General features: G+C 37.3%; 16 protein-coding genes. 11 read left to right on the forward strand and 5 right to left on the reverse strand.

Features of this window, described 5'->3' with window-relative positions:
• Window positions 1-463 precede the first annotated feature (463 nt).
• The 3 genes from QM481_RS20955 to QM481_RS20960 are packed head-to-tail and all read left to right on the forward strand — an operon-like array spanning window position 464 to window position 1,825.
• The gene (locus tag QM481_RS20955; protein ID WP_283383189.1) at window positions 464-1,108 is read left to right on the forward strand and encodes a Dph6-related ATP pyrophosphatase; all 645 of its coding nucleotides are present in this window, start codon (window positions 464-466) and stop codon (window positions 1,106-1,108) included.
• Window positions 1,102-1,326 carry a cysteine-rich CWC family protein gene (locus QM481_RS24940; RefSeq protein WP_166552868.1) on the forward strand — a complete coding sequence of 75 codons (225 nt, stop codon included), beginning with the start codon at window positions 1,102-1,104 and terminating at the stop codon, window positions 1,324-1,326. Before QM481_RS20955 ends, QM481_RS24940 begins: the two co-directional genes overlap by 7 nt.
• A complete protein-coding gene (locus QM481_RS20960) occupies window positions 1,307-1,825 on the forward strand; it encodes a PAS domain-containing protein (RefSeq protein ID WP_283383190.1) in 519 nt (172 codons plus the stop codon). Before QM481_RS24940 ends, QM481_RS20960 begins: the two co-directional genes overlap by 20 nt.
• 47 nt (window positions 1,826-1,872) lie before the next feature.
• Here the strand turns inward: QM481_RS20960 and QM481_RS20965 are convergent, their stop codons facing one another.
• The gene (locus QM481_RS20965; protein ID WP_283383191.1) at window positions 1,873-2,268 is read right to left on the reverse strand and encodes a hypothetical protein; all 396 of its coding nucleotides are present in this window, start codon (window positions 2,266-2,268) and stop codon (window positions 1,873-1,875) included.
• A gap of 482 nt (window positions 2,269-2,750) precedes the next feature.
• Between QM481_RS20965 and QM481_RS20970 the strand changes: the two genes are divergently transcribed.
• Window positions 2,751-3,122, forward strand: coding sequence for a hypothetical protein (locus QM481_RS20970; RefSeq protein ID WP_283383192.1), 372 nt, complete (start codon window positions 2,751-2,753; stop codon window positions 3,120-3,122).
• A gap of 224 nt (window positions 3,123-3,346) precedes the next feature.
• Complete coding sequence (locus QM481_RS20975; protein WP_166552872.1) at window positions 3,347-6,019, forward strand: MGH1-like glycoside hydrolase domain-containing protein; 2,673 nt, start codon at window positions 3,347-3,349, stop codon at window positions 6,017-6,019.
• A 284-nt stretch (window positions 6,020-6,303) separates the two neighbouring features.
• Here QM481_RS20975 and QM481_RS20980 read toward each other — a convergent pair whose 3' ends face one another.
• Entirely contained in the window at window positions 6,304-7,530 is a 1,227-nt protein-coding gene (locus tag QM481_RS20980; RefSeq protein ID WP_283383193.1) for an MFS transporter, read from the reverse strand.
• A gap of 750 nt (window positions 7,531-8,280) precedes the next feature.
• On the opposite strand from QM481_RS20980, the gene QM481_RS20985 reads away from it, so the two are divergent.
• The 5 genes from QM481_RS20985 (at window position 8,281) to QM481_RS21005 (ending at window position 14,559) form a co-directional block, all read left to right on the forward strand.
• A complete protein-coding gene (locus tag QM481_RS20985) occupies window positions 8,281-9,468 on the forward strand; it encodes a Gfo/Idh/MocA family protein (RefSeq protein WP_166552896.1) in 1,188 nt (395 codons plus the stop codon).
• 161 nt (window positions 9,469-9,629) lie between these two features.
• Window positions 9,630-10,565 carry a polysaccharide deacetylase family protein gene (locus tag QM481_RS20990; RefSeq protein WP_283383194.1) on the forward strand — a complete coding sequence of 312 codons (936 nt, stop codon included), beginning with the start codon at window positions 9,630-9,632 and terminating at the stop codon, window positions 10,563-10,565.
• A gap of 54 nt (window positions 10,566-10,619) precedes the next feature.
• Window positions 10,620-11,765 carry a Gfo/Idh/MocA family protein gene (locus QM481_RS20995; RefSeq protein ID WP_283327148.1) on the forward strand — a complete coding sequence of 382 codons (1,146 nt, stop codon included), beginning with the start codon at window positions 10,620-10,622 and terminating at the stop codon, window positions 11,763-11,765.
• Window positions 11,766-11,858: 93 nt separating this feature from the next.
• A complete protein-coding gene (locus tag QM481_RS21000; RefSeq protein WP_283383195.1) occupies window positions 11,859-13,502 on the forward strand; it encodes an AAA family ATPase in 1,644 nt (547 codons plus the stop codon).
• A gap of 4 nt (window positions 13,503-13,506) precedes the next feature.
• Window positions 13,507-14,559: a sugar phosphate isomerase/epimerase family protein gene (locus tag QM481_RS21005; protein WP_166552877.1), complete on the forward strand. Its 1,053-nt coding sequence runs from the start codon at window positions 13,507-13,509 to the stop codon at window positions 14,557-14,559.
• A gap of 56 nt (window positions 14,560-14,615) precedes the next feature.
• On the opposite strand, the gene QM481_RS21010 is transcribed toward QM481_RS21005, so the two are convergent.
• Window positions 14,616-15,323, reverse strand: coding sequence for an HNH endonuclease (locus QM481_RS21010; protein WP_283383196.1), 708 nt, complete (start codon window positions 15,321-15,323; stop codon window positions 14,616-14,618).
• On the reverse strand, window positions 15,310-16,599 hold the full coding sequence (locus tag QM481_RS21015; protein ID WP_166552879.1) for an AAA family ATPase: 1,290 nt from the start codon (window positions 16,597-16,599) through the stop codon (window positions 15,310-15,312). Before QM481_RS21015 ends, QM481_RS21010 begins: the two co-directional genes overlap by 14 nt.
• Before the next feature lie 217 nt (window positions 16,600-16,816).
• Between QM481_RS21015 and QM481_RS21020 the strand changes: the two genes are divergently transcribed.
• Window positions 16,817-17,251 carry a hypothetical protein gene (locus QM481_RS21020; protein WP_283383197.1) on the forward strand — a complete coding sequence of 145 codons (435 nt, stop codon included), beginning with the start codon at window positions 16,817-16,819 and terminating at the stop codon, window positions 17,249-17,251.
• Here the strand turns inward: QM481_RS21020 and QM481_RS21025 are convergent.
• A complete protein-coding gene (locus tag QM481_RS21025) occupies window positions 17,226-17,984 on the reverse strand; it encodes a glycosyltransferase family 2 protein (RefSeq protein ID WP_283383198.1) in 759 nt (252 codons plus the stop codon). The genes QM481_RS21020 and QM481_RS21025 overlap by 26 nt on opposite strands.
• Window positions 17,985-17,991 lie beyond the last annotated feature (7 nt).

The following is a 17,991-nucleotide window of genomic DNA, read 5'->3' on the forward strand; positions in this document are numbered from 1 at the left end:
ATTGAATATCCAGTTTTAAAGATAATAGAGTGAACAGACACAAAGGCATAAAGTGGCAAAGTGAAAAGACTTTTTGTACTTGTGCTTGAATTGAATATCTAGTTTTAAAAACAATAGAGTGAACAGGCGCAAAGGCACGAAGTGATATGGTGAAAAGACTTTTTGTACTTGTGCTTGAATTGAATATCTAGTTTTAAAAACAATAGAGTGAACAGGCGCAAAGGCACGAAGTGATATGGTGAAAAGACATTTTGTACTTGTGCTTGAATTGAATATCTAGTTTTAAAAACAATAGAGTGAACAGGCACAAAGGCACAAAGTGACATAGTGAAAAAACTTTTTGTACTTGTGTTTGAATTTAATATCCAGTTTTAAAATAATAGAGTGAACAGACGTAAGAGTGCTAAGTAGCATAGTGAAAAGACTCTGTGCCTTTGTGCCTGTTCACTATGTCACTTTACTTATGAACCTCCTTTGTTCTTGGTCTGGTGGAAAAGATTCTTGTTTTGCTTTGATGCAAATGAATCAACGACCTACCGTAATTTTTACGACACTCAACGAATGGGGCGACCGCTCACGTTCGCATGGTTTGAGCCCTGCTATTTTGGAGGCTCAAGCCAAAGCAATAGGCTGTCCGAGTGTTACGATTAGTACTTCTTGGGAAAATTATACCGAAAAGTATATCGCTCGTCTCAAGTCGCTGACTGAAGAATACCAACTAACTGATGCAGTTTTTGGCGATATAGACCTACAACCGCATCGTGAATGGGAAGAGAAAGTTTGTGCTGAGGCGCAGCTCAATTGCCATTTGCCACTTTGGCAACAAGACCGTAAAACATTGGTTTTTGCAATGATTGCGTCAGGTATCAAAACGATGATTGTATCTTGTAATGCTACATTGGGTGCCTCGTTTTTAGGGAGAATTATTGATGCTCAAACGGTAGCGGATTTGGAAGCAAAAGGTGTGGATGTTTGCGGTGAAAATGGAGAGTTCCATACCGTAGTATTAGATTGCCCTTTGTTTCAATATCCAATTGATGTTGTTCAAGGCGAAAAATTAGTTCATAACAATTATCATTTTTTAGAGTTAACATTGGTAGAATGTTGAAGATACACACCCATTGTCCACGTTGCCAACAACCATTTCAGTGCAAAGTTGACGATATAGCACATTGCGATTGTCAACAAGTGACATTGACTTATGAGCAAACACAGCAATTGCGTCAGTTGAGTTTAAATAAGTACGGAGGACAATGTTTGTGCAACACTTGTATAAAGTCTCTAATCAAAACCCATTTTGAAGACCATGATGCAACTCAGTCCTAAAACTTTCTGCGACACTTTTTCAAGTGTAAATACCTCTATGCCAATTTTGACAGGTATGGAGTTTATGCGCCGCCCTGCAAGACTCAGCGATGCGTTACTGCATGAATATGAGTGTGTGAGCCGAATGGCGCACGTGCGAAAATGGGATTTCGATTTGTATCATTTCCGAGATTTTATTCAAGACCCTCAGCATGCTGTAGTCATTACCAACATCCAACAAACTATACAGTGGGTAAATCATGGTTTTGCTAATATGACGGGCTATCAGATACAAGAAGCTTTGGGAAAAAAGCCTAGTTTTTTACAAGGAAAAGAAACCGACCCACTTACACGATCAGCGATTAAGGCTTGTTTGTTGGAAGAGAAAAAGTTTGAAGGAAAACTGATCAACTACCGCAAAGACGGTGAACCTTATTGGTGCGATGTTCGTATAGAACCTATTTTTAACGAGCAGCAAAAACTGGTTAATTTCATTGCCTTTGAGGAAGAGATTGTTTGAAATAAAGATATGTGATAGAGACGCCAAATTTGGCGTCTCTATTTTTTTTATATCTGAGTAGCTAATCTTATCACTAAATGCCCTTTTTTGACACCATAAGGTTTGTAAGATATTCTTAAAAAGCCTCTTCCGTAGTAATCAATACTATAATCTAGGGCGGTTTTTCCCTTCTTCAAGTTGAATCTATGTACAATATAGTTTGGATTATCATAATCACGAATCTCGATATAGGCTGGCGCATCTAGCTCACCTTCTATTTTTAGGGGTAAACTCACGAAGTCATGAAAAGTAGCAGAGGTGTCAACGTAAAATTGAGGCTTTTGAACGTCTTTGACCGAGATAGCCAAGTAATCGGGCTTTTTGAACAGAAGCATCCAAATACCAAAGAAAAGAGCAGCATTAAGCACAATAGGCGCGATGTTACGTTTGATTTTTTGTAGCATGTAGATTGAAATTAATAGATGAAGACTATTATAAAGATATACATTTAATTGAGCATTGGCAACGCCTTCTTTTTCAGTATCTATATGCTTATATACTTTTCTCTAGTAATAAATCACTAAATTGAGTAGTAATACTTATTTTATTTATGAGTAATTATTACCAATTTTGCAGCAAGTTAATAATTCATCTCATGCTATCGAATTGTAAACTTTAACAGAGAAAAGACCGAACGCCCCCCGAAAAACGTTCGGTCTTTTATTTTTACACCTGTTTCGACGCCTAAACCTACGAAAATGATAAAAGTTTCTTGTAAAAACTGAAGAATCCTCTAACTTGTAGTATATTTCGAACCATACTCATTTGAGGTTTTTGAAGCTTAACTCAAAGGATTCATGATGTGAAAAACATGGTGTAAGTCCACAAATACTCCTTTTAATTCTTCATATACCTTTTCATAAACCATTAATTAACCCAACCTACAATGAAAAAAATTGTGCTTGCCTTTTGCTTTTGGCTATTAGGAATCGTGTTTGCCAAAGCACAGACAATCTATGTAAATGGTCAGTCATTAAACGCAATTCGTAATATTAATTACATTACGATTAAGGCTGAAAAAGCTTGGCTTGCAACCAAATTATCTGTTTTTCTTGATTATGGACAAGGAAATTCACCAAGAGAACAAGAGGTGACAGATGCCAACCGAAAGCCTTTATTTTTCAATAGTAAAGTTGAAATATTCAATTTGATGGATCGCCAAGGATGGGAATTAGTGGATACCTACGAAGAAATAAAAGAAGGTAAAACCTTCATTTTACATATATTTAAACGTAAAATTTTACCACGTGTAAAATAAGCATATCTACTTAAAAGTCAGTAGTAGTAGCTACATAAAGAGATTAAAAAGCCTCAACTTTTAAAAGGTTGAGGCATTTTTTTTATCTTTGAAAAGATTTGCAATGTTTTATACAACATGGGCAAGTTCTTGCAGAAAGCTTTGAACTAATCAAATTAATTATACCATAACACCACTAGCTTTTAGCGAGATAGAAGTTAGTTATATCCCGAAATTGAGAATTTATGAGTAAAGTAGTAGTAAGTGCCGAAAAATTAAGGTTAAAAACTCGTGCCGACAACAAAGGATGGAAAAAATGGGGTCCATATCTATCTGACCGTCAATGGGGAACAGTACGAGAAGATTATTCTCCTAATCAAGATGCTTGGAATAATGTAACGCACGATATGGCTCGCTCAAAAGCCTATCGTTGGGGCGAAGAAGGTATCGGTGGTATTTCGGATAACAAATCGTATATCTGTTTTGCACTTGCTTTGTGGAATCATAATGACCACATTTTGAAGGAAAGGTTCTTCGGACTAACAGGGAATGAGTCGAACCACGGCGAAGATGTAAAGGAATTATATTACTATCTTGACTCGACGCCTACGCACTCGTACATGAAAATGTTGTACAAATATCCCATAGCAGCATTTCCCTATTCAAAACTGGTAGACGAAAGTCGTAAGCGCTCACGCTTAGAGCCAGAATACGAACTTCTTGATACAGGTATTTTTGATAACGATGAGTATTTTGATGTATTTATCGAATATGCAAAGTCGGACGAACAAGATATATTGATAAAAATTACGGCACACAACCGTAGTAATAAGCCTGCTCCAATTACCTTATTACCAACTATTTGGTTTAGAAATACTTGGTGCTGGGGATACGAAAACTTCAAGTACAAGCCAATGTTGACAGGTGTGTCAAACAAAGTAATTGAAGTAGACAACAAAAGCGTAGGACACTATAAATTGTATTGTGAAAAGGCGGATGAGTTATTATTCTGTGATAACGAAACCAACTTCCAACGCTTGCATGGTGTAGCTAATAATGTGCCATATACCAAAGATGGTATCAACGAATATATTGTCAATAAAAACAAAGCGGCTGTCAATCCAAACAATATCGGTACTAAAGCCTCAGGACGTTACACCAGAGTGGTAAAAGCGGGTGAAAGTGTAACGATTCGTTTGCGTTTGTCCGACCATTCTATTATTGAGCCATTCGGTGGTTTTGAAGATATTATGGATAAGCGTATTCGTGAAGCAAATCAGTTTTACGATGAATTGCAAAGTAGCGTACAAGACCAAGAGTTACGTTCAATTCAACGTCAGGCTTATGCAGGAATGCTTTGGACAAAACAATGGTATTACTACAATGTCAACGAATGGATTAAAGGCGACCCTACAATGCCGAAGCCTTCGGACAATCGGAAGTTTGGTCGAAATTCAGGCTGGCGACACATGTATGCCGCCAACATCCTTTCGATGCCCGACAAATGGGAATATCCTTGGTTTGCAGCATGGGATTTGGCCTTCCATACCATTCCATTGGCACGACTCGATCCTGACTTTGCAAAACGCCAGTTAGCCGTAGTATTACGTGAATATTATATGCATCCGAATGGACAAATTCCTGCTTATGAATGGTCATTTTCGGATGTAAACCCTCCTGTACATGCTTGGGCGACATGGCGTGTGTATGAGATAGATAAAGAAATGAATGGCGTAGGGGATGTCAAATTCCTAGAGCGTGTTTTCCATAAATTATTGCTCAATTTTACGTGGTGGGTAAACCTCAAAGACGAAGGTGGTAACAACATCTTTGGAGGCGGCTTCCTTGGAATGGATAACATCGGAGTATTTGACCGCTCGGCAACTTTACCAACAGGCGGACGTCTTGAACAGGCTGATGGTACAGGCTGGATGGCCATGTATAGCTTGAACATGCTCCGTATTGCCTGTGAAATTGCGGTTGAGCGCCCTGTATATCAGGATATGGCTTCTAAGTTTTTTGAACACTTCTTACATATTGCTGGTGCGATGCAAATGTTAGGTGGCTCAGAAATTAGCCTTTGGGATGAAGAAGATCAGTTCTATTATGATATGCTTCACATGCCAAATTCGCAAAGTATGTTGCTCAAAATCCGTTCGATGGTAGGATTAATTCCTCTTTTTGCTGTAGAAATTCTTACACCAGAAATGTTGGAAAAACTTCCAGACTTCAAACGTCGCGTGGATTGGGTTTTGGCTAACCGACCAGATTTGGCAGGATTGATTTCACGTTGGTACGAGCCAGGAAAAGGAGAAAACCGTTTGTTGGCGATTTTGCGTGGTCACCGTATGAAGATGATTATGAAAAAGATGTTTGACGAAAACGAATTCTTGTCAGAACATGGCGTGCGTTCATTGTCAAAATATCACCTCGAAAATCCTTATCAGTTCCGTGTACACAACGAGGTATTCAGAGTAGATTATACCCCAGCCGAATCTACGGGAAGTATGTTTGGGGGTAACTCTAACTGGCGCGGACCTATCTGGATGCCAATGAACTTCTTGTTGATTGACTCCTTGTTGAAATTCCAGTCGTATTATGGTAATGAATACGAAGTAGAATATCCTACCAATTCGGGTAATATGGTGAGCATCAAGCAAGCCGCTTTGAGCTTGGCAGAACGTTTAATCAAAATCTTTAGAACAGATGAAAACGGTAAACGTCCGATGTATGCCAATTACGAAAAAATGCAAACAGACCCACATTTCAAGGATTTGGTGTTATTCTACGAATATTTCCATGGGGATGATGGTAAAGGGCTAGGAGCTGCTCACCAAACAGGTTGGACAGGTCTAGTAGCAGAATTGATTTTGATGGTAAATGAGGCGAATAAGGCAGAGATAAAAGAAATCTTATAAATGCTGAATTCTGAGGTGTGAATTAGGGCTGTACGAAGGATTATAATTCAGATATCGGATGTTGGATTTCGGAAGTGTAAGCTTCTATATTTTGTAAAAATCAAGATATTTTACTTTTTTCCGAAATCAGAAAGCCCAATAATTCAATCTTATTTTGCATTATTCCTCCAAAAATATATCAACAAAAAAGCCTTAAGCAAATTGCTTAAGGCTTTTTTGTTGATACTGGCATTCAGAAACTTTAAGCATTTTAAAGAATCTAAAAGCAACTCATCAAAATATTCTTAGTGCGCTTTTGCTCCAGATGGAGTTTGTTTGCGCATAATGAAATACAATACTGCAAAAGCGATAATCAAGATGAATGGGAATACCGCCATATTATCTAGTGTTGCTTGTCCAGCAGCTAAGTCAAGTTCTTGACCTGTCAAACCTTTGGCAGCAGCAGCAGCTTTTTCGTCATCCAACCATTTACCAATAATTGGTTGGAAAATTGAGGTAGAGAACATCCCCATACCACCAATAATTGACATACCAAAAGCACCAGTACGAGGTAGATATTCAGCTACAAAACCAATCATAGTTGGCCAGAAATAGCATACACCAATCGCGAAAATTACTGCCGAAACATATACCATTGCACCTTCAGCTTGGCTCATCAAAACCACACCGATTGTTGCAAAAATAGCCGAACCTAGCAATACACCCGTTGGGTTTAGATTATGTACAATTGGACCAGCAAAATAACGACCTACTGCCATCAAACCAGTTACCAAAGCCAAAATCAACATTGGACTTGCTCCTGCATGACCCAATACTGGACCAATCCATTGCTCAGGACCAAATTCAGAAATAGCAGTCAATGCCATACATGCCAACATAAATAAGTACAATGGCGAAAGCATCGCTTTGAAGTTTTGACCTGTTGAAGCAGCACCTTCATCTTGACTTTCAGGAAACGCTTGTCCCAAAATCAATGCCGCATAAGCTACCGCAGGAATCAAAATGATACCAATTTGTAACTGCCAGCCCATACCAGCCGAAGTCATAAATTCAGAAATTAAACTCGCAATAACGATACCTCCAGGGAACCACATGTGGAAACGGTTCAACATTTTGGTTTTTTGATTGCCTTCGTACATATCAGAAATCATTGGGTTACAAGCCGCTTCTACGGTACCATTGCCAAATCCAACGAAGAAAGTCGAAATCAATAAAGTCCAGAAACCACTTGCGAAAATGGTCATTACTAAACCTAATACGTGTGTAATAAATGCTACCCACATGATTTTTTTAGGACCTAATACATTGTAAAGAGGACCTCCAATAATCATTGCGATAGGGAAGCCTAAAAATGCCATCTGGTTGACGTATCCGAGGTGCTCTGCATCAAGGTTAAAGGCTGTACCTAACTGCGTGAGGACACCTGCACGAATACCGAAAGCCATTGAAGTAGTGATTAGTGCAAAGCAACTCGCCAAAAACAATCGATTATTATTAACTGTTTGGGACATAATTGATTAAAGGGTTTAAGATTAATAAAAGGGACAGTGTTCTTATTTTATTATAATTCGTACTAAAAAAAATCCATGCCAAAAAAACAAAAAGATTTCCGTATTTACTAAATGCCTTTGTAATAATTTTAATTAAAATTTGCAATCAAACGGTATAGAGCGGGCTAAATGTAGTATTTTCAGGTGTTTTTTTAGATTACTTTTTCAAATAGTACATTTTAGGATGATTCCTAAAATCATTTCATGATTACGCTTCAGGCAATAAACCATACTTATTAGAAGCAAATATTTATATTCTTTTATCAGAAATACATTCCAACATTTAGCCTATGGCATAAAGCATATAGCCTTCAGCTGATAAAATTATATTAATTTTGTGCAATATTGTATCAAAAAGATACACAAAGTAACAATAGTCGTATTTTTACAAAATTTACATTGGTATCAATGTCAGCTTTAGGCTGTAAGCCGTAGGCATTAGGCAAAAAATGTATTCATGATTTTTTAACCTAATACATATAGTTTAATGCCCATTGCAGGTGAAATTAAAGTAGTTGTGGATTAAAACATTCATCATTCACAACTCATAATTCATCATTAATTAATGATCCATTATTCTAATTATATATATCAATTATTATTTCAACCTAAAACTGTTGAGCCTTTAGAACAAGCTGACCTTGATTAGTCAGCCGAGCCGTTCAAAAGCTCGATATTTAATTAACGAAAAAAATGGCTAGAAAAATCAGAATGGGCATGATTGGAGGAAGTTTGGATGCCTTCATCGGAGCAGTTCACCGCAGAGGAGCCGCCTTAGATGGCGAAATCGAACTTGTTTGCGGAGCGTTTAGTTCAAATCCTGAAAAATCTAAAGCTACTGGCGAGGCGCTTTATTTACCTGCCAATCGAGTATATGACTCGTATGAGGAAATGATTCTGAAAGAAAAAGAACTTCCTGAAGGCGAGCGTATGGATTTCGTTTCGATCGTTACGCCAAACCATGTACATTTTCCTGCGGCAAAATTTGCTATCGAAAACGGTTTCCACGTAGTGATGGATAAACCACTCACTTTGACGATGGAAGAGGCTAAAGAATTGACCGAAATCGTTAAAAACTCTGGCTTGTTATTCGCCCTTACGCACAACTACACGGCCTATCCAATGGTAAAAGAAGCACGTCAATTGATCAAATCAGGTGCTATTGGACAAATCCGTAAAGTAATTGTTGAATATCCACAAGGATGGTTATCTCAATTGGTGGAGGCATCTGGTCAAAAACAAGCTTCATGGCGTACGGATCCCGCTCGTAGTGGAGCAGCAGGTGGAGTTGGCGATATTGGTACACATGCTGAAAACTTAGCTGAATATATTACTGGCTTACAAATTACAGAACTTTCGGCTGACCTTACGATTTTTGTGGAAGGTCGTATGCTCGACGATGATGCCAATATTCTCCTACATTTTGATAACGGTGCTAAAGGTATTTTGCACAATAGCCAAATCTGTAATGGAGAAGAAAATGACCTTAATATTCGTGTCTATGGTGAATTTGGAGGTCTGAAGTGGCGCCAAATGGATCCGAATACTTTGATTATGACAAATCAAGAAAATGGCTCGAAAATTATCCGTACAGGAGTTGGCAATTTGTCACCTCACGCACAGGCACATACGCGTCAGCCAGCAGGACACCCAGAAGGCTATATTGAAACATTTGCAAGTATTTACCGAAACTTTACTTATGCCCTACGTGCCCGTTGGGGTGCCGAAAGCAAATCTGGTACAGGTGGTGGTTTAGGAAAAGGTACTGGAGTGGAAGGTTACGACCCAGATATTTATGACTTCCCAAGTATCGAAGATGGTTTGCGTGGTATGGCTTTCATCCAAACGGTTGTGAAGTCAGCAAACTCAGCGGAAAGATGGACAAAATTTGAAATCTAGAAAGAAGTATCTCCAAGTCACAGATTTATGCTTGATGGCTTGGAGATATTCTGTAAATTTGGAAGCTCTTAAAGGGGTGCAGCCCATAGAAAATCGTCTTTTTCTTTAATCCTTCATTACTTTTGTGCAAAAAGTTTGGAAAAAACTCGCTTGAGATTGTTATGAAATACTTCTTAACATTCCTGTTTTTAGGACTCTTATTTACTCGTTCATTGGCTCAAATATCTCAATATGAAGTGTTTTTTGCTCAATATCAAAATGAATTAGTCATTAGGAAATGGAAAGATGCTGGTATTACCCAATACTTACTGGTTAATCCAGAAAGCCTCAAAACACGCGTTCTGAACAATATTGAGGTGCAGTCGATGGAGTGGAGCAATGTGATAAATGCTTTTGAAAAAACACCTTATATTCATGATTGGCAATTTGAAAAGCATCGTGATTATGAGCTTCAAGACGCAGGAATTACAAAGGCAGATAGTACGCTCAAAGGTTTTAGTTTAACGATAGATTTATGTCCATCGAGCAAACCCTTGACTAGAAGCTTTTTTCAAAATGTGATTAAAAGTTTTGAAATCAGTGAACGTCCTGTTCCTCTGACTATAACCATTACAGGCGTTTGGATGCAAAAACATCAAGATGACCTCAATTGGCTTAGGCAACAAGAAAAAGTAGGTAATTTACGTATTACGTGGGTCAACCACAGTTATACGCACCGTTACGACCCCAAATTGTCTCTTACTAATAACTTCTTGTTGGAACATGGTACCAATATCCTTTCGGAAGTATTATTGAATGAGCAAGCTATGTTATCCAATGGACTGGTTCCTTCTATTTACTTTAGGTTTCCAGGTTTAGTGTCCGACAAAAGCATTTTCGATGAAGTTTTGGCTCTTGGGCTATTACCCCTCGGAAGCGATGCTTGGCTAGCCAAAGGCGAGTCTATCAGAAATGGAAGTGTGGTATTGGTTCATGCCAATGGTAATGAGCCTTTGGGATTAGCGCTTTTTCAAAAAATGCTTCGAAAAAATGAAGGAAATATCAAAAGTAAAAAATGGCTTTTATGGGATATTTCCAATTTACTATCCAAAGAGTAACCCTTTACAAAAACAATAATTAATTATATCCCCAAAAAACAAATCGATTAACTCATGTCAAAAATCAAAGTAGGTGTCGTTGGTACAGGCTTTATTGGACCAGCTCACATCGAGGCCCTCAGAAGACTACCAAATGTAGAAGTAGTAGCACTTTGTGAAGTGAATATTGAATTAGCTACGGCTAAAGCTGCACAGTTAGGTATCGAACGCCCATGTACGTTTGACCAATTGTTAGCCATGGAAGACATCGCTTGTGTACATATCTGTACGCCAAACTTCTTGCACTATTCTCAATCAAAGGCCGCTTTGTTGGCAGGTAAGCACGTTGTTTGCGAAAAACCATTGGCAAAAGACTTGCACGAAGCAGAAGAATTAGTAGCACTTGCTAAAGAAACAGGTTTGGTAAATGCTGTTCACTTCAACTTACGTTATTATCCATTGGTGCGCCAAATGAAAACGATGCGTGAGAAAGGTGATTTAGGAGAAATTTACTCAATCATTGGTTCATATCTACAAGACTGGTTGTTCTACAACACAGACTATAACTGGCGCTTGGAGCCGGACAAATCTGGTGATTCTCGTGCTATTGCAGATATTGGCTCACACTTGATGGATATCATTGAGTATATCACTGGTTTGAAAACTGTTGAGGTTATGGCTGATTTCAATACAGTTCATAAAACTCGTAAGAAGCCATTAAAACCTGTAGAAACCTATTCAGGCAAAATGCTTCAACCAGAAGACTACGCTGATGTGACTATCACTACAGAAGATACTGCAAACGTATTGTTGCGTTTTGACAACGGTAACCGTGGTTCAGTGACAGTGTCGCAGGTATCTGCTGGTCGCAAAAACCAATTGAAATTGGAGATTTCTGGTTCAAACAAAACTTTTGCTTGGAACTCAGAAGCACCAAACGAATTGTGGTTGGGTAATCGTGATGCAGCCAACCAAGTGTTGATGCGTGACCCATCGTTAGCGTATGCAGAAGCAAGAGATATCATGACATTCCCTGGTGGTCACAACGAAGGCTTCCCAGATACTTCAAAACAATTGTTTAAAGAAGTATATGCGGCTGTAGCTGCTGGCAAACAACCAGAAAATCCAACTTTCCCAACCTTTGCTGATGGTTACAGAGAACTACTCATCTGTGAAAGAATCCTAGACAGTCACAGAAGCCAAAGCTGGACGAAGGTATAGTATTTAGTGAATGAGTGATTGAGATCAAAAAATGATGAACAAGGTGTATATTTGTTCATCATTTTTTTTAAAAAATTGTGAATCAATTCAAATATGAAAATCAAGAGCGTTCAACTGAAAAACTTCAAACGATTTACGGATTTAAGAATAGAGAATATTCCTGAAGAAACTAAGTTAGTTTTACTGATTGGAACAAATGGCTCTGGTAAGTCTTCTGTTTTTGATGGTTTTAGGTATTCAACCTTTGTTGCTAATAGCAGTGCAAAGAACGATGCCTATCTGCTCAAACCAGAAACCACTAAGGAATACTACAGAAAACAGGTTGAGGTGACTACTGAATGTACTATTAAAATATATCATAATGAAGAAATACACAGATTAGAACAGTATCAATTAGAATCTCTTAATCCCGATGCTTTTGATTTACGTAAAAAATTTATTGGTAGAAGTAGTAGTAGGATTATTCCCAAAATCATCAATCAAGCGGATTTAGCAGAAATAAATAAGGATGCTGATGCTCCCGCATTGTATATTGACAATGATACTCGTTTCATCAACGATGTTTTCTCCTATATTCAACAAATCAATAAAGCATTAAGAGAACCTGCTTTTAGAGGAGAATCAGCCAATACGTTTGAAATATTTCAGGAGTTCATAGCACCTCTGAATTCTTCATTAAGTACGATTTTTGGAGATGATACCGCAATATCGTTGAAAATTGTTGAATTTGAAGATGCATCTCCGTCGAAACCTGCCAAACTAATTTTTCAAAAAGGGAACTCTAAAATCAATTATGATTTACTAAGTCATGGAGAAAAGCAGGTAATTATACTTTTACTCAATTTTATTGTCAGGAAAAAACAATACGAAGATGCTATTATATACATCGACGAAATGGATTGTCACTTAAATACTTCTTTGCAAGAAACACTCCTAAAAGAAATTGTTGAAAAATGGATTCCTGATAGTTCGCAGTTATGGACTGCATCGCACGCGCTTGGTTTTATCGACTATGCTCGAAAAACGGATAATGCGGTGATTTTAGACTTTGATTCTTTAAATTTTGATGCTCCTCAAACCATCGTTCCGCAATCGAAGGAGGTATTAGATGTTTATGACTTAGCGATTCCCAAAAGCATTTTATCTCAATTATTTAGCGATAAAAAAATTGTTTTTTGCGAAAATAAAAATGATGAATACTACAATTTAATGGGGATAGATAAGACCTTATTTGTTGGAGTAAAAGATTCACGTGATGTGTTTTTACAGATCAAAAATGATAAAACTAAATTTTCACTTCGAGATAGAGATTTTCTTAGTGACGGAGAAATACAGATCATTCAAGGAGAATATCCCAATCATCGTATTTTAAAGTATTATGACTTTGAAAACTATCTCTATCATCCTGATAATATTGCAGCGTTGGGTCTTGCAGGTTTTGATAAAAATGAATATCAAGCAGAAATACTGAGGCAGAAAAAAGCAAAAGTTCATTACATTTTGCCCAAAGTTGAATCAGCCAGAAAAACGTATGAAGAATTTAAAACTGGCCTCAAACCCGAAAGTACTAATAGTATTGTAGATGATTTTGTCAGTGATGAGTTTGAACGTTTTTATAAGTTTTTTGATATGAAAGAACAGTTTAATCGTACATCTCTTGCTCCATTCAATCTGACAACCCAACGATTAGCTAGTACCAACTGGTTTAAATCTCAAATAGAACAACTATTAACATAACAACATGAAAACAATCAAAGGACCTGCTATATTTTTAGCACAATTTTTAGATAATGCTGAGCCTTTCAACTCACTTGATTCTATTACTTCGTGGGTAGCTGATTTAGGTTACAAAGGTGTACAGATTCCTACTTGGGATGCTCGTGCGATTGACCTCCAATTGGCTGCGGAGTCAAAAACATATTGCGACGAATTGAAAGGTAAATTAGCTGATAAAGGTGTCCAAATCACTGAATTGTCAACGCACTTACAAGGTCAGTTAGTGGCAGTGAATCCTGCTTACGACGTGATGTTTGATGGTTTTGCGCCAGATTCAGTAAAAGGTAATCCAAAAGCTCGTACCGAATGGGCTGTGCAACAATTGAAATGGGCAGCGCAAGCTTCGCAAAACCTTGGTTTGAATGCTCACGCTACATTCTCGGGTGCTTTGATGTGGCATACGGTATATCCTTGGCCACAACGTCCAGCTGGTTTGGTAGAACAAGGCTTTACCGAATTGGCTAACCGTTGGTTACCAATTTTGAATGCTTTCGATGAAGCTGGTGTTGACCTTTGCTATGAAATTCACCCTGGTGAAGATTTGCATGATGGTGTTACATTCGAAATGTTCTTAGAAAAAGTAGGAGGTCACAAACGTGCTAACTTGCTTTATGACCCATCTCACTTTGTATTGCAATGCCTTGACTACTTACAATACATCGATTTCTACCATGAGCGTATCAAAATGTTCCACGTAAAAGATGCTGAGTTTAACCCAACAGGTAAGCAAGGTGTATATGGTGGTTATCAATCATGGGTAAATCGTGCGGGTCGTTTCCGTTCATTGGGCGATGGACAGGTAGACTTTGGTTCGGTATTCTCTAAATTAACACAATATGGTTACGATGGTTGGGCTGTATTGGAATGGGAATGTGCTATCAAAGATCCAGTTCAAGGTGCAACGGAAGGAGCTCCATTCATTGATTCTCACATTATCCAAGCTACATCAAAAGTATTTGATGACTTTGCAGGTGGCGGTGCTGATATTGAATTGAATAAGAAGATTTTGGGAATTTAATTTGATTTGGGATTTTATAAAAGAAAACCTCATAAGCTTGCTTATGAGGTTTTCTTTTATAAATCATTGGTAGTTCTTGGTTGTAATTGTAATGTGTTATCGAAACAATTGGTATTAAGCAAATGAAATTCTTTACGCTGAATCAAATCAGTTCTGATAAGAGGAATGTCTTCAAAAACCTTTAGCCAAATAGAAAAGAAACCCGATTGTACAGCCAAATCCACAATAGCATTAACTGATTGATTCATCCCTGATTGATATTCTAAACGTCTATCAATAGCCATTTTATAAGCTTTTAACTTTTCGATCCAGCGAGTATCAGCACTTCCATCGCTTGTAGCTTCTTTTCTTAAGCCATAGAGTTCAATCAAATTATTCGCTCTCTTTTTTTGTATTCGGGTTAAAGAATCAGATGGCTTGATATGTGGAAAAATTTGTTCATAATCAAATACTAACAGCGTATTGTTCAAATGAGGCCAAAAATAGTTTTCCTTATATTTTTTAGGAATTGTAGCTAGTTTGTGAGAATTACAATAAGGACATATCAATAGAAAATTACTCCAATGACTTTTTAGTTGTGGATAAGACTCTTGGGGTTTTATATGTTCAATTGCAAACCCGCTGTTCATTTTCATTTCACATAAATGACAATAAAGTCCAGTTCTTTGCTTCAAAATGGATATAGCTTTCGTCCAGTCATTAAAAACTTTCTTTTTTGTGCTATTATTTTTAGTTGGCCATGTACCTTTATTAATCGGTCTCATTCTCTTCTTTTGCTTCTAAATATGCTTTATAAATAGGGTCGTTCACTTCGTCTTTTATAATTTTACCTATCAGAGAACTAATATTTTGGTAATCATCTAGCGTTAATTTTTTGTTATCATTATTTATCTCCTCTAATGCCGTTTTCGCTCTTTGGTATCTATTTTCAAAATCATCGCTTCTGATGTTCTCAACCCCCATAATATCAGTAACTACTTTATTTAGGGGTAATTCATCTGGAATCTGTGTCAGCTCAGGCTTATCTAAATTGATCAGTTCATTAGCACCTAAACTCTGAACAATAAATGGGGAGTGAGTTGTGGCTACAAACTGAATATGAGGAAACGCATTTTTTAGGTCAGCGATAACATGTCTTTGCCAAGTTGGGTGCAAATGCAAATCAAGTTCATCTATCATTACAATACCTCTTGATTTTATAACCGCTTTATCATCTAAGAATCCATTAAGAATAACACATCTATAGGCCAGTTCTGCTACCATTTCTGTAAATGAGCGAATTCCATCACTATGAAGTTCTAAGGGTAATAAATCAGAAGTATAGTCATCAATTTGAACTTTTATCCAAAGTTTTCCTGCTTGTTCTTCAATCTCTGTAATGTAAGGATTTGCTTTTTTTATAGTATCAAAAAAGGCTTGCTTAGTATTGGAATACTCACGATTACTTTTTCTTAAAAAATCGTAGGAGCTTAGCCAATCTTCGTATTTAAAGGTTGTTGCCTTCATTTCTATCCAGTCCTGATAGCCTTCTTTGAAAATTTGTCTTCCTGTTCTCGATTCTCTATTTCTACCTGCTCCATGTATTCTTGAGGTTCCGAAAAATGCTATGACAGGTAACTCCACATTATCATTTTCTTGCAGAACTATTTGATGATATTTCTCTTTGCCAATTTTTCTTACGTTTCCAACATCGGCATCACTTGATGTTGTACTCTTGCTATCCTCAAGTATCTGCCTCTTCCAAATGATAGTATCTTTTATTTTTCCTTCAAAATATCCTTCTGCTTCAATTTTCACAGGCTTTTGAGGAACTAAGAATTTTCCTAAATCTTTAAGTCTAATATCAGATTCTATAATATGCCTCTTTTTTACTTCAGAAATACCTAGGAAAAAGGCACCGCAAGCTACTCTAAGCCCCAAAAGAATACTAGATTTTCCCTTACCGTTAACACCGATTATTACTGTAAAGTCAGGGTCAAGTTTAAATGTACCCTCTTCTATATTTCTAAAGTTCTTAAGTGTCAATCTCGTTATATTCATAATTCTTTCCGTTCAAAATGGTATTGCAATTTATATATTTTCTTAACTCTCTCAATCGTATTTCTATTTGAATACAATTTATGTTATTTTTTATATATGATTTTAAACATCTTAGATAGAATATCCGTCTCTTTGTATTATTATTTTTGATAAAATAAAGGTATATTTATTGCTAAATTATCAGACATTATTGATAATTATTACCAAAATGAAAAATATGCAACTATTCCAATCCGACCAAGAGGTCGAAACATTAATCGAAAAATTCAACACTTGCTGTTTGCCTGCGGAGGCTTGGACACATGAAGCACATTTGGCGATGGGCGTTTGGTATTTGCGACAATACACGCTTACTCAGGCAATGTTATTGGTGCGCCAGCGAATTATTCTATTCAATAGCTCTGTTGGTGGCCCCGTGGGTTTTGAACGAGGATATCACGAAACACTTACATGGTTTTGGCTTAAAACAATTGATGCCTTTCTCAATGAGTATGGACGTGAAAAAGCCCTATTCGATACCTGCAACGCATTTCTCGAAAGTCCGCGAGCCGATCGTAATAGGGCTTTGTTATTTTATCAAAAAGAAGAAGTAATGTCGTTAGAAGCCAGAGCTATGTTGGTATATCCTACCAATATTTCCCACCCTTGGTAATAATCAGTTTGATACCTCTAAAAAGGATTTGAACATGTGCCCCAATCGCTCCAAACACACCAAAATGCTTTTGTAATACTTTATAACGGTCAATTAGTGAACGTTTGAGCTGTTTATTCGAAATTCCTCCTGTTAAGTATTTTGCTACAACAAAATCCAAATAAACCACTTGTTGGGCTTTTTTAAGACACGTAATTTCCCAATCTACATCAGCACTTAAGTTTTCTTGCCAGTACACAGGTGCTACTCTTTTGCTAGCAATAAATGATTGATGACACACGAGCATTCCCAAATTCATATCTTGCCATTGGAGGTTTTTGGGCAACCTATGCGGTGTTATCACCGAGCGTAATCCTTGTATTTCCCCCTCATTATTGACAAAATAGGTATCACCATATAGCACATCAGTTTCTGGAGTAATCTGTTGATATATTTTTTCAACTACTGAAGGGTCATTAATTTCATCTCCTGCGTTGACAAACCACACAAAATCACCCGTTGCCATTCGTTGTCCTTTATTCATCGCATCATAGAGCCCTTTATCTGGTTCCGATACTAGTAAGTCAACTCGGGCACGATACTTTTCTGCTATGGTAAGCGTACCATCTTTTGACTTTCCATCAATGATAATATATTCAAAATCTTGGCAGGTTTGCGCCAAGATACTTTTGATAGTTCGTTCCAGAAATGCCTCGGCATTGTAGGTAATGGTTATTATTGATATTTTTCTCACAATCAAA

Origin of the sequence: Flectobacillus rivi, assembly GCF_030056655.1 — a bacterium.
GTDB classification, from domain to species: Bacteria; Bacteroidota; Bacteroidia; order Cytophagales; family Spirosomataceae; genus Flectobacillus; species Flectobacillus rivi.

What these genes read in the sequence shown, in the direction of transcription:
- QM481_RS21015 (WP_166552879.1), bottom strand. Translation starts at nt 16,599, where the DNA reads ATGAATATAACGAGATTGACACTTAAGAACTTTAGAAATATAGAAGAG.
- QM481_RS20975 (WP_166552872.1), top strand. Translation starts at nt 3,347, where the DNA reads ATGAGTAAAGTAGTAGTAAGTGCCGAAAAATTAAGGTTAAAAACTCGT.
- QM481_RS24940 (WP_166552868.1), top strand. Translation starts at nt 1,102, where the DNA reads ATGTTGAAGATACACACCCATTGTCCACGTTGCCAACAACCATTTCAG.
- QM481_RS21005 (WP_166552877.1), top strand. Translation starts at nt 13,507, where the DNA reads ATGAAAACAATCAAAGGACCTGCTATATTTTTAGCACAATTTTTAGAT.
- QM481_RS20985 (WP_166552896.1), top strand. Translation starts at nt 8,281, where the DNA reads ATGGGCATGATTGGAGGAAGTTTGGATGCCTTCATCGGAGCAGTTCAC.
- QM481_RS20970 (WP_283383192.1), top strand. Translation starts at nt 2,751, where the DNA reads ATGAAAAAAATTGTGCTTGCCTTTTGCTTTTGGCTATTAGGAATCGTG.
- QM481_RS20960 (WP_283383190.1), top strand. Translation starts at nt 1,307, where the DNA reads ATGATGCAACTCAGTCCTAAAACTTTCTGCGACACTTTTTCAAGTGTA.
- QM481_RS20990 (WP_283383194.1), top strand. Translation starts at nt 9,630, where the DNA reads ATGAAATACTTCTTAACATTCCTGTTTTTAGGACTCTTATTTACTCGT.
- QM481_RS20965 (WP_283383191.1), bottom strand. Translation starts at nt 2,268, where the DNA reads ATGCTACAAAAAATCAAACGTAACATCGCGCCTATTGTGCTTAATGCT.
- QM481_RS21010 (WP_283383196.1), bottom strand. Translation starts at nt 15,323, where the DNA reads ATGAGACCGATTAATAAAGGTACATGGCCAACTAAAAATAATAGCACA.
- QM481_RS20995 (WP_283327148.1), top strand. Translation starts at nt 10,620, where the DNA reads ATGTCAAAAATCAAAGTAGGTGTCGTTGGTACAGGCTTTATTGGACCA.
- QM481_RS20980 (WP_283383193.1), bottom strand. Translation starts at nt 7,530, where the DNA reads ATGTCCCAAACAGTTAATAATAATCGATTGTTTTTGGCGAGTTGCTTT.
- QM481_RS20955 (WP_283383189.1), top strand. Translation starts at nt 464, where the DNA reads ATGAACCTCCTTTGTTCTTGGTCTGGTGGAAAAGATTCTTGTTTTGCT.
- QM481_RS21000 (WP_283383195.1), top strand. Translation starts at nt 11,859, where the DNA reads ATGAAAATCAAGAGCGTTCAACTGAAAAACTTCAAACGATTTACGGAT.
- QM481_RS21020 (WP_283383197.1), top strand. Translation starts at nt 16,817, where the DNA reads ATGCAACTATTCCAATCCGACCAAGAGGTCGAAACATTAATCGAAAAA.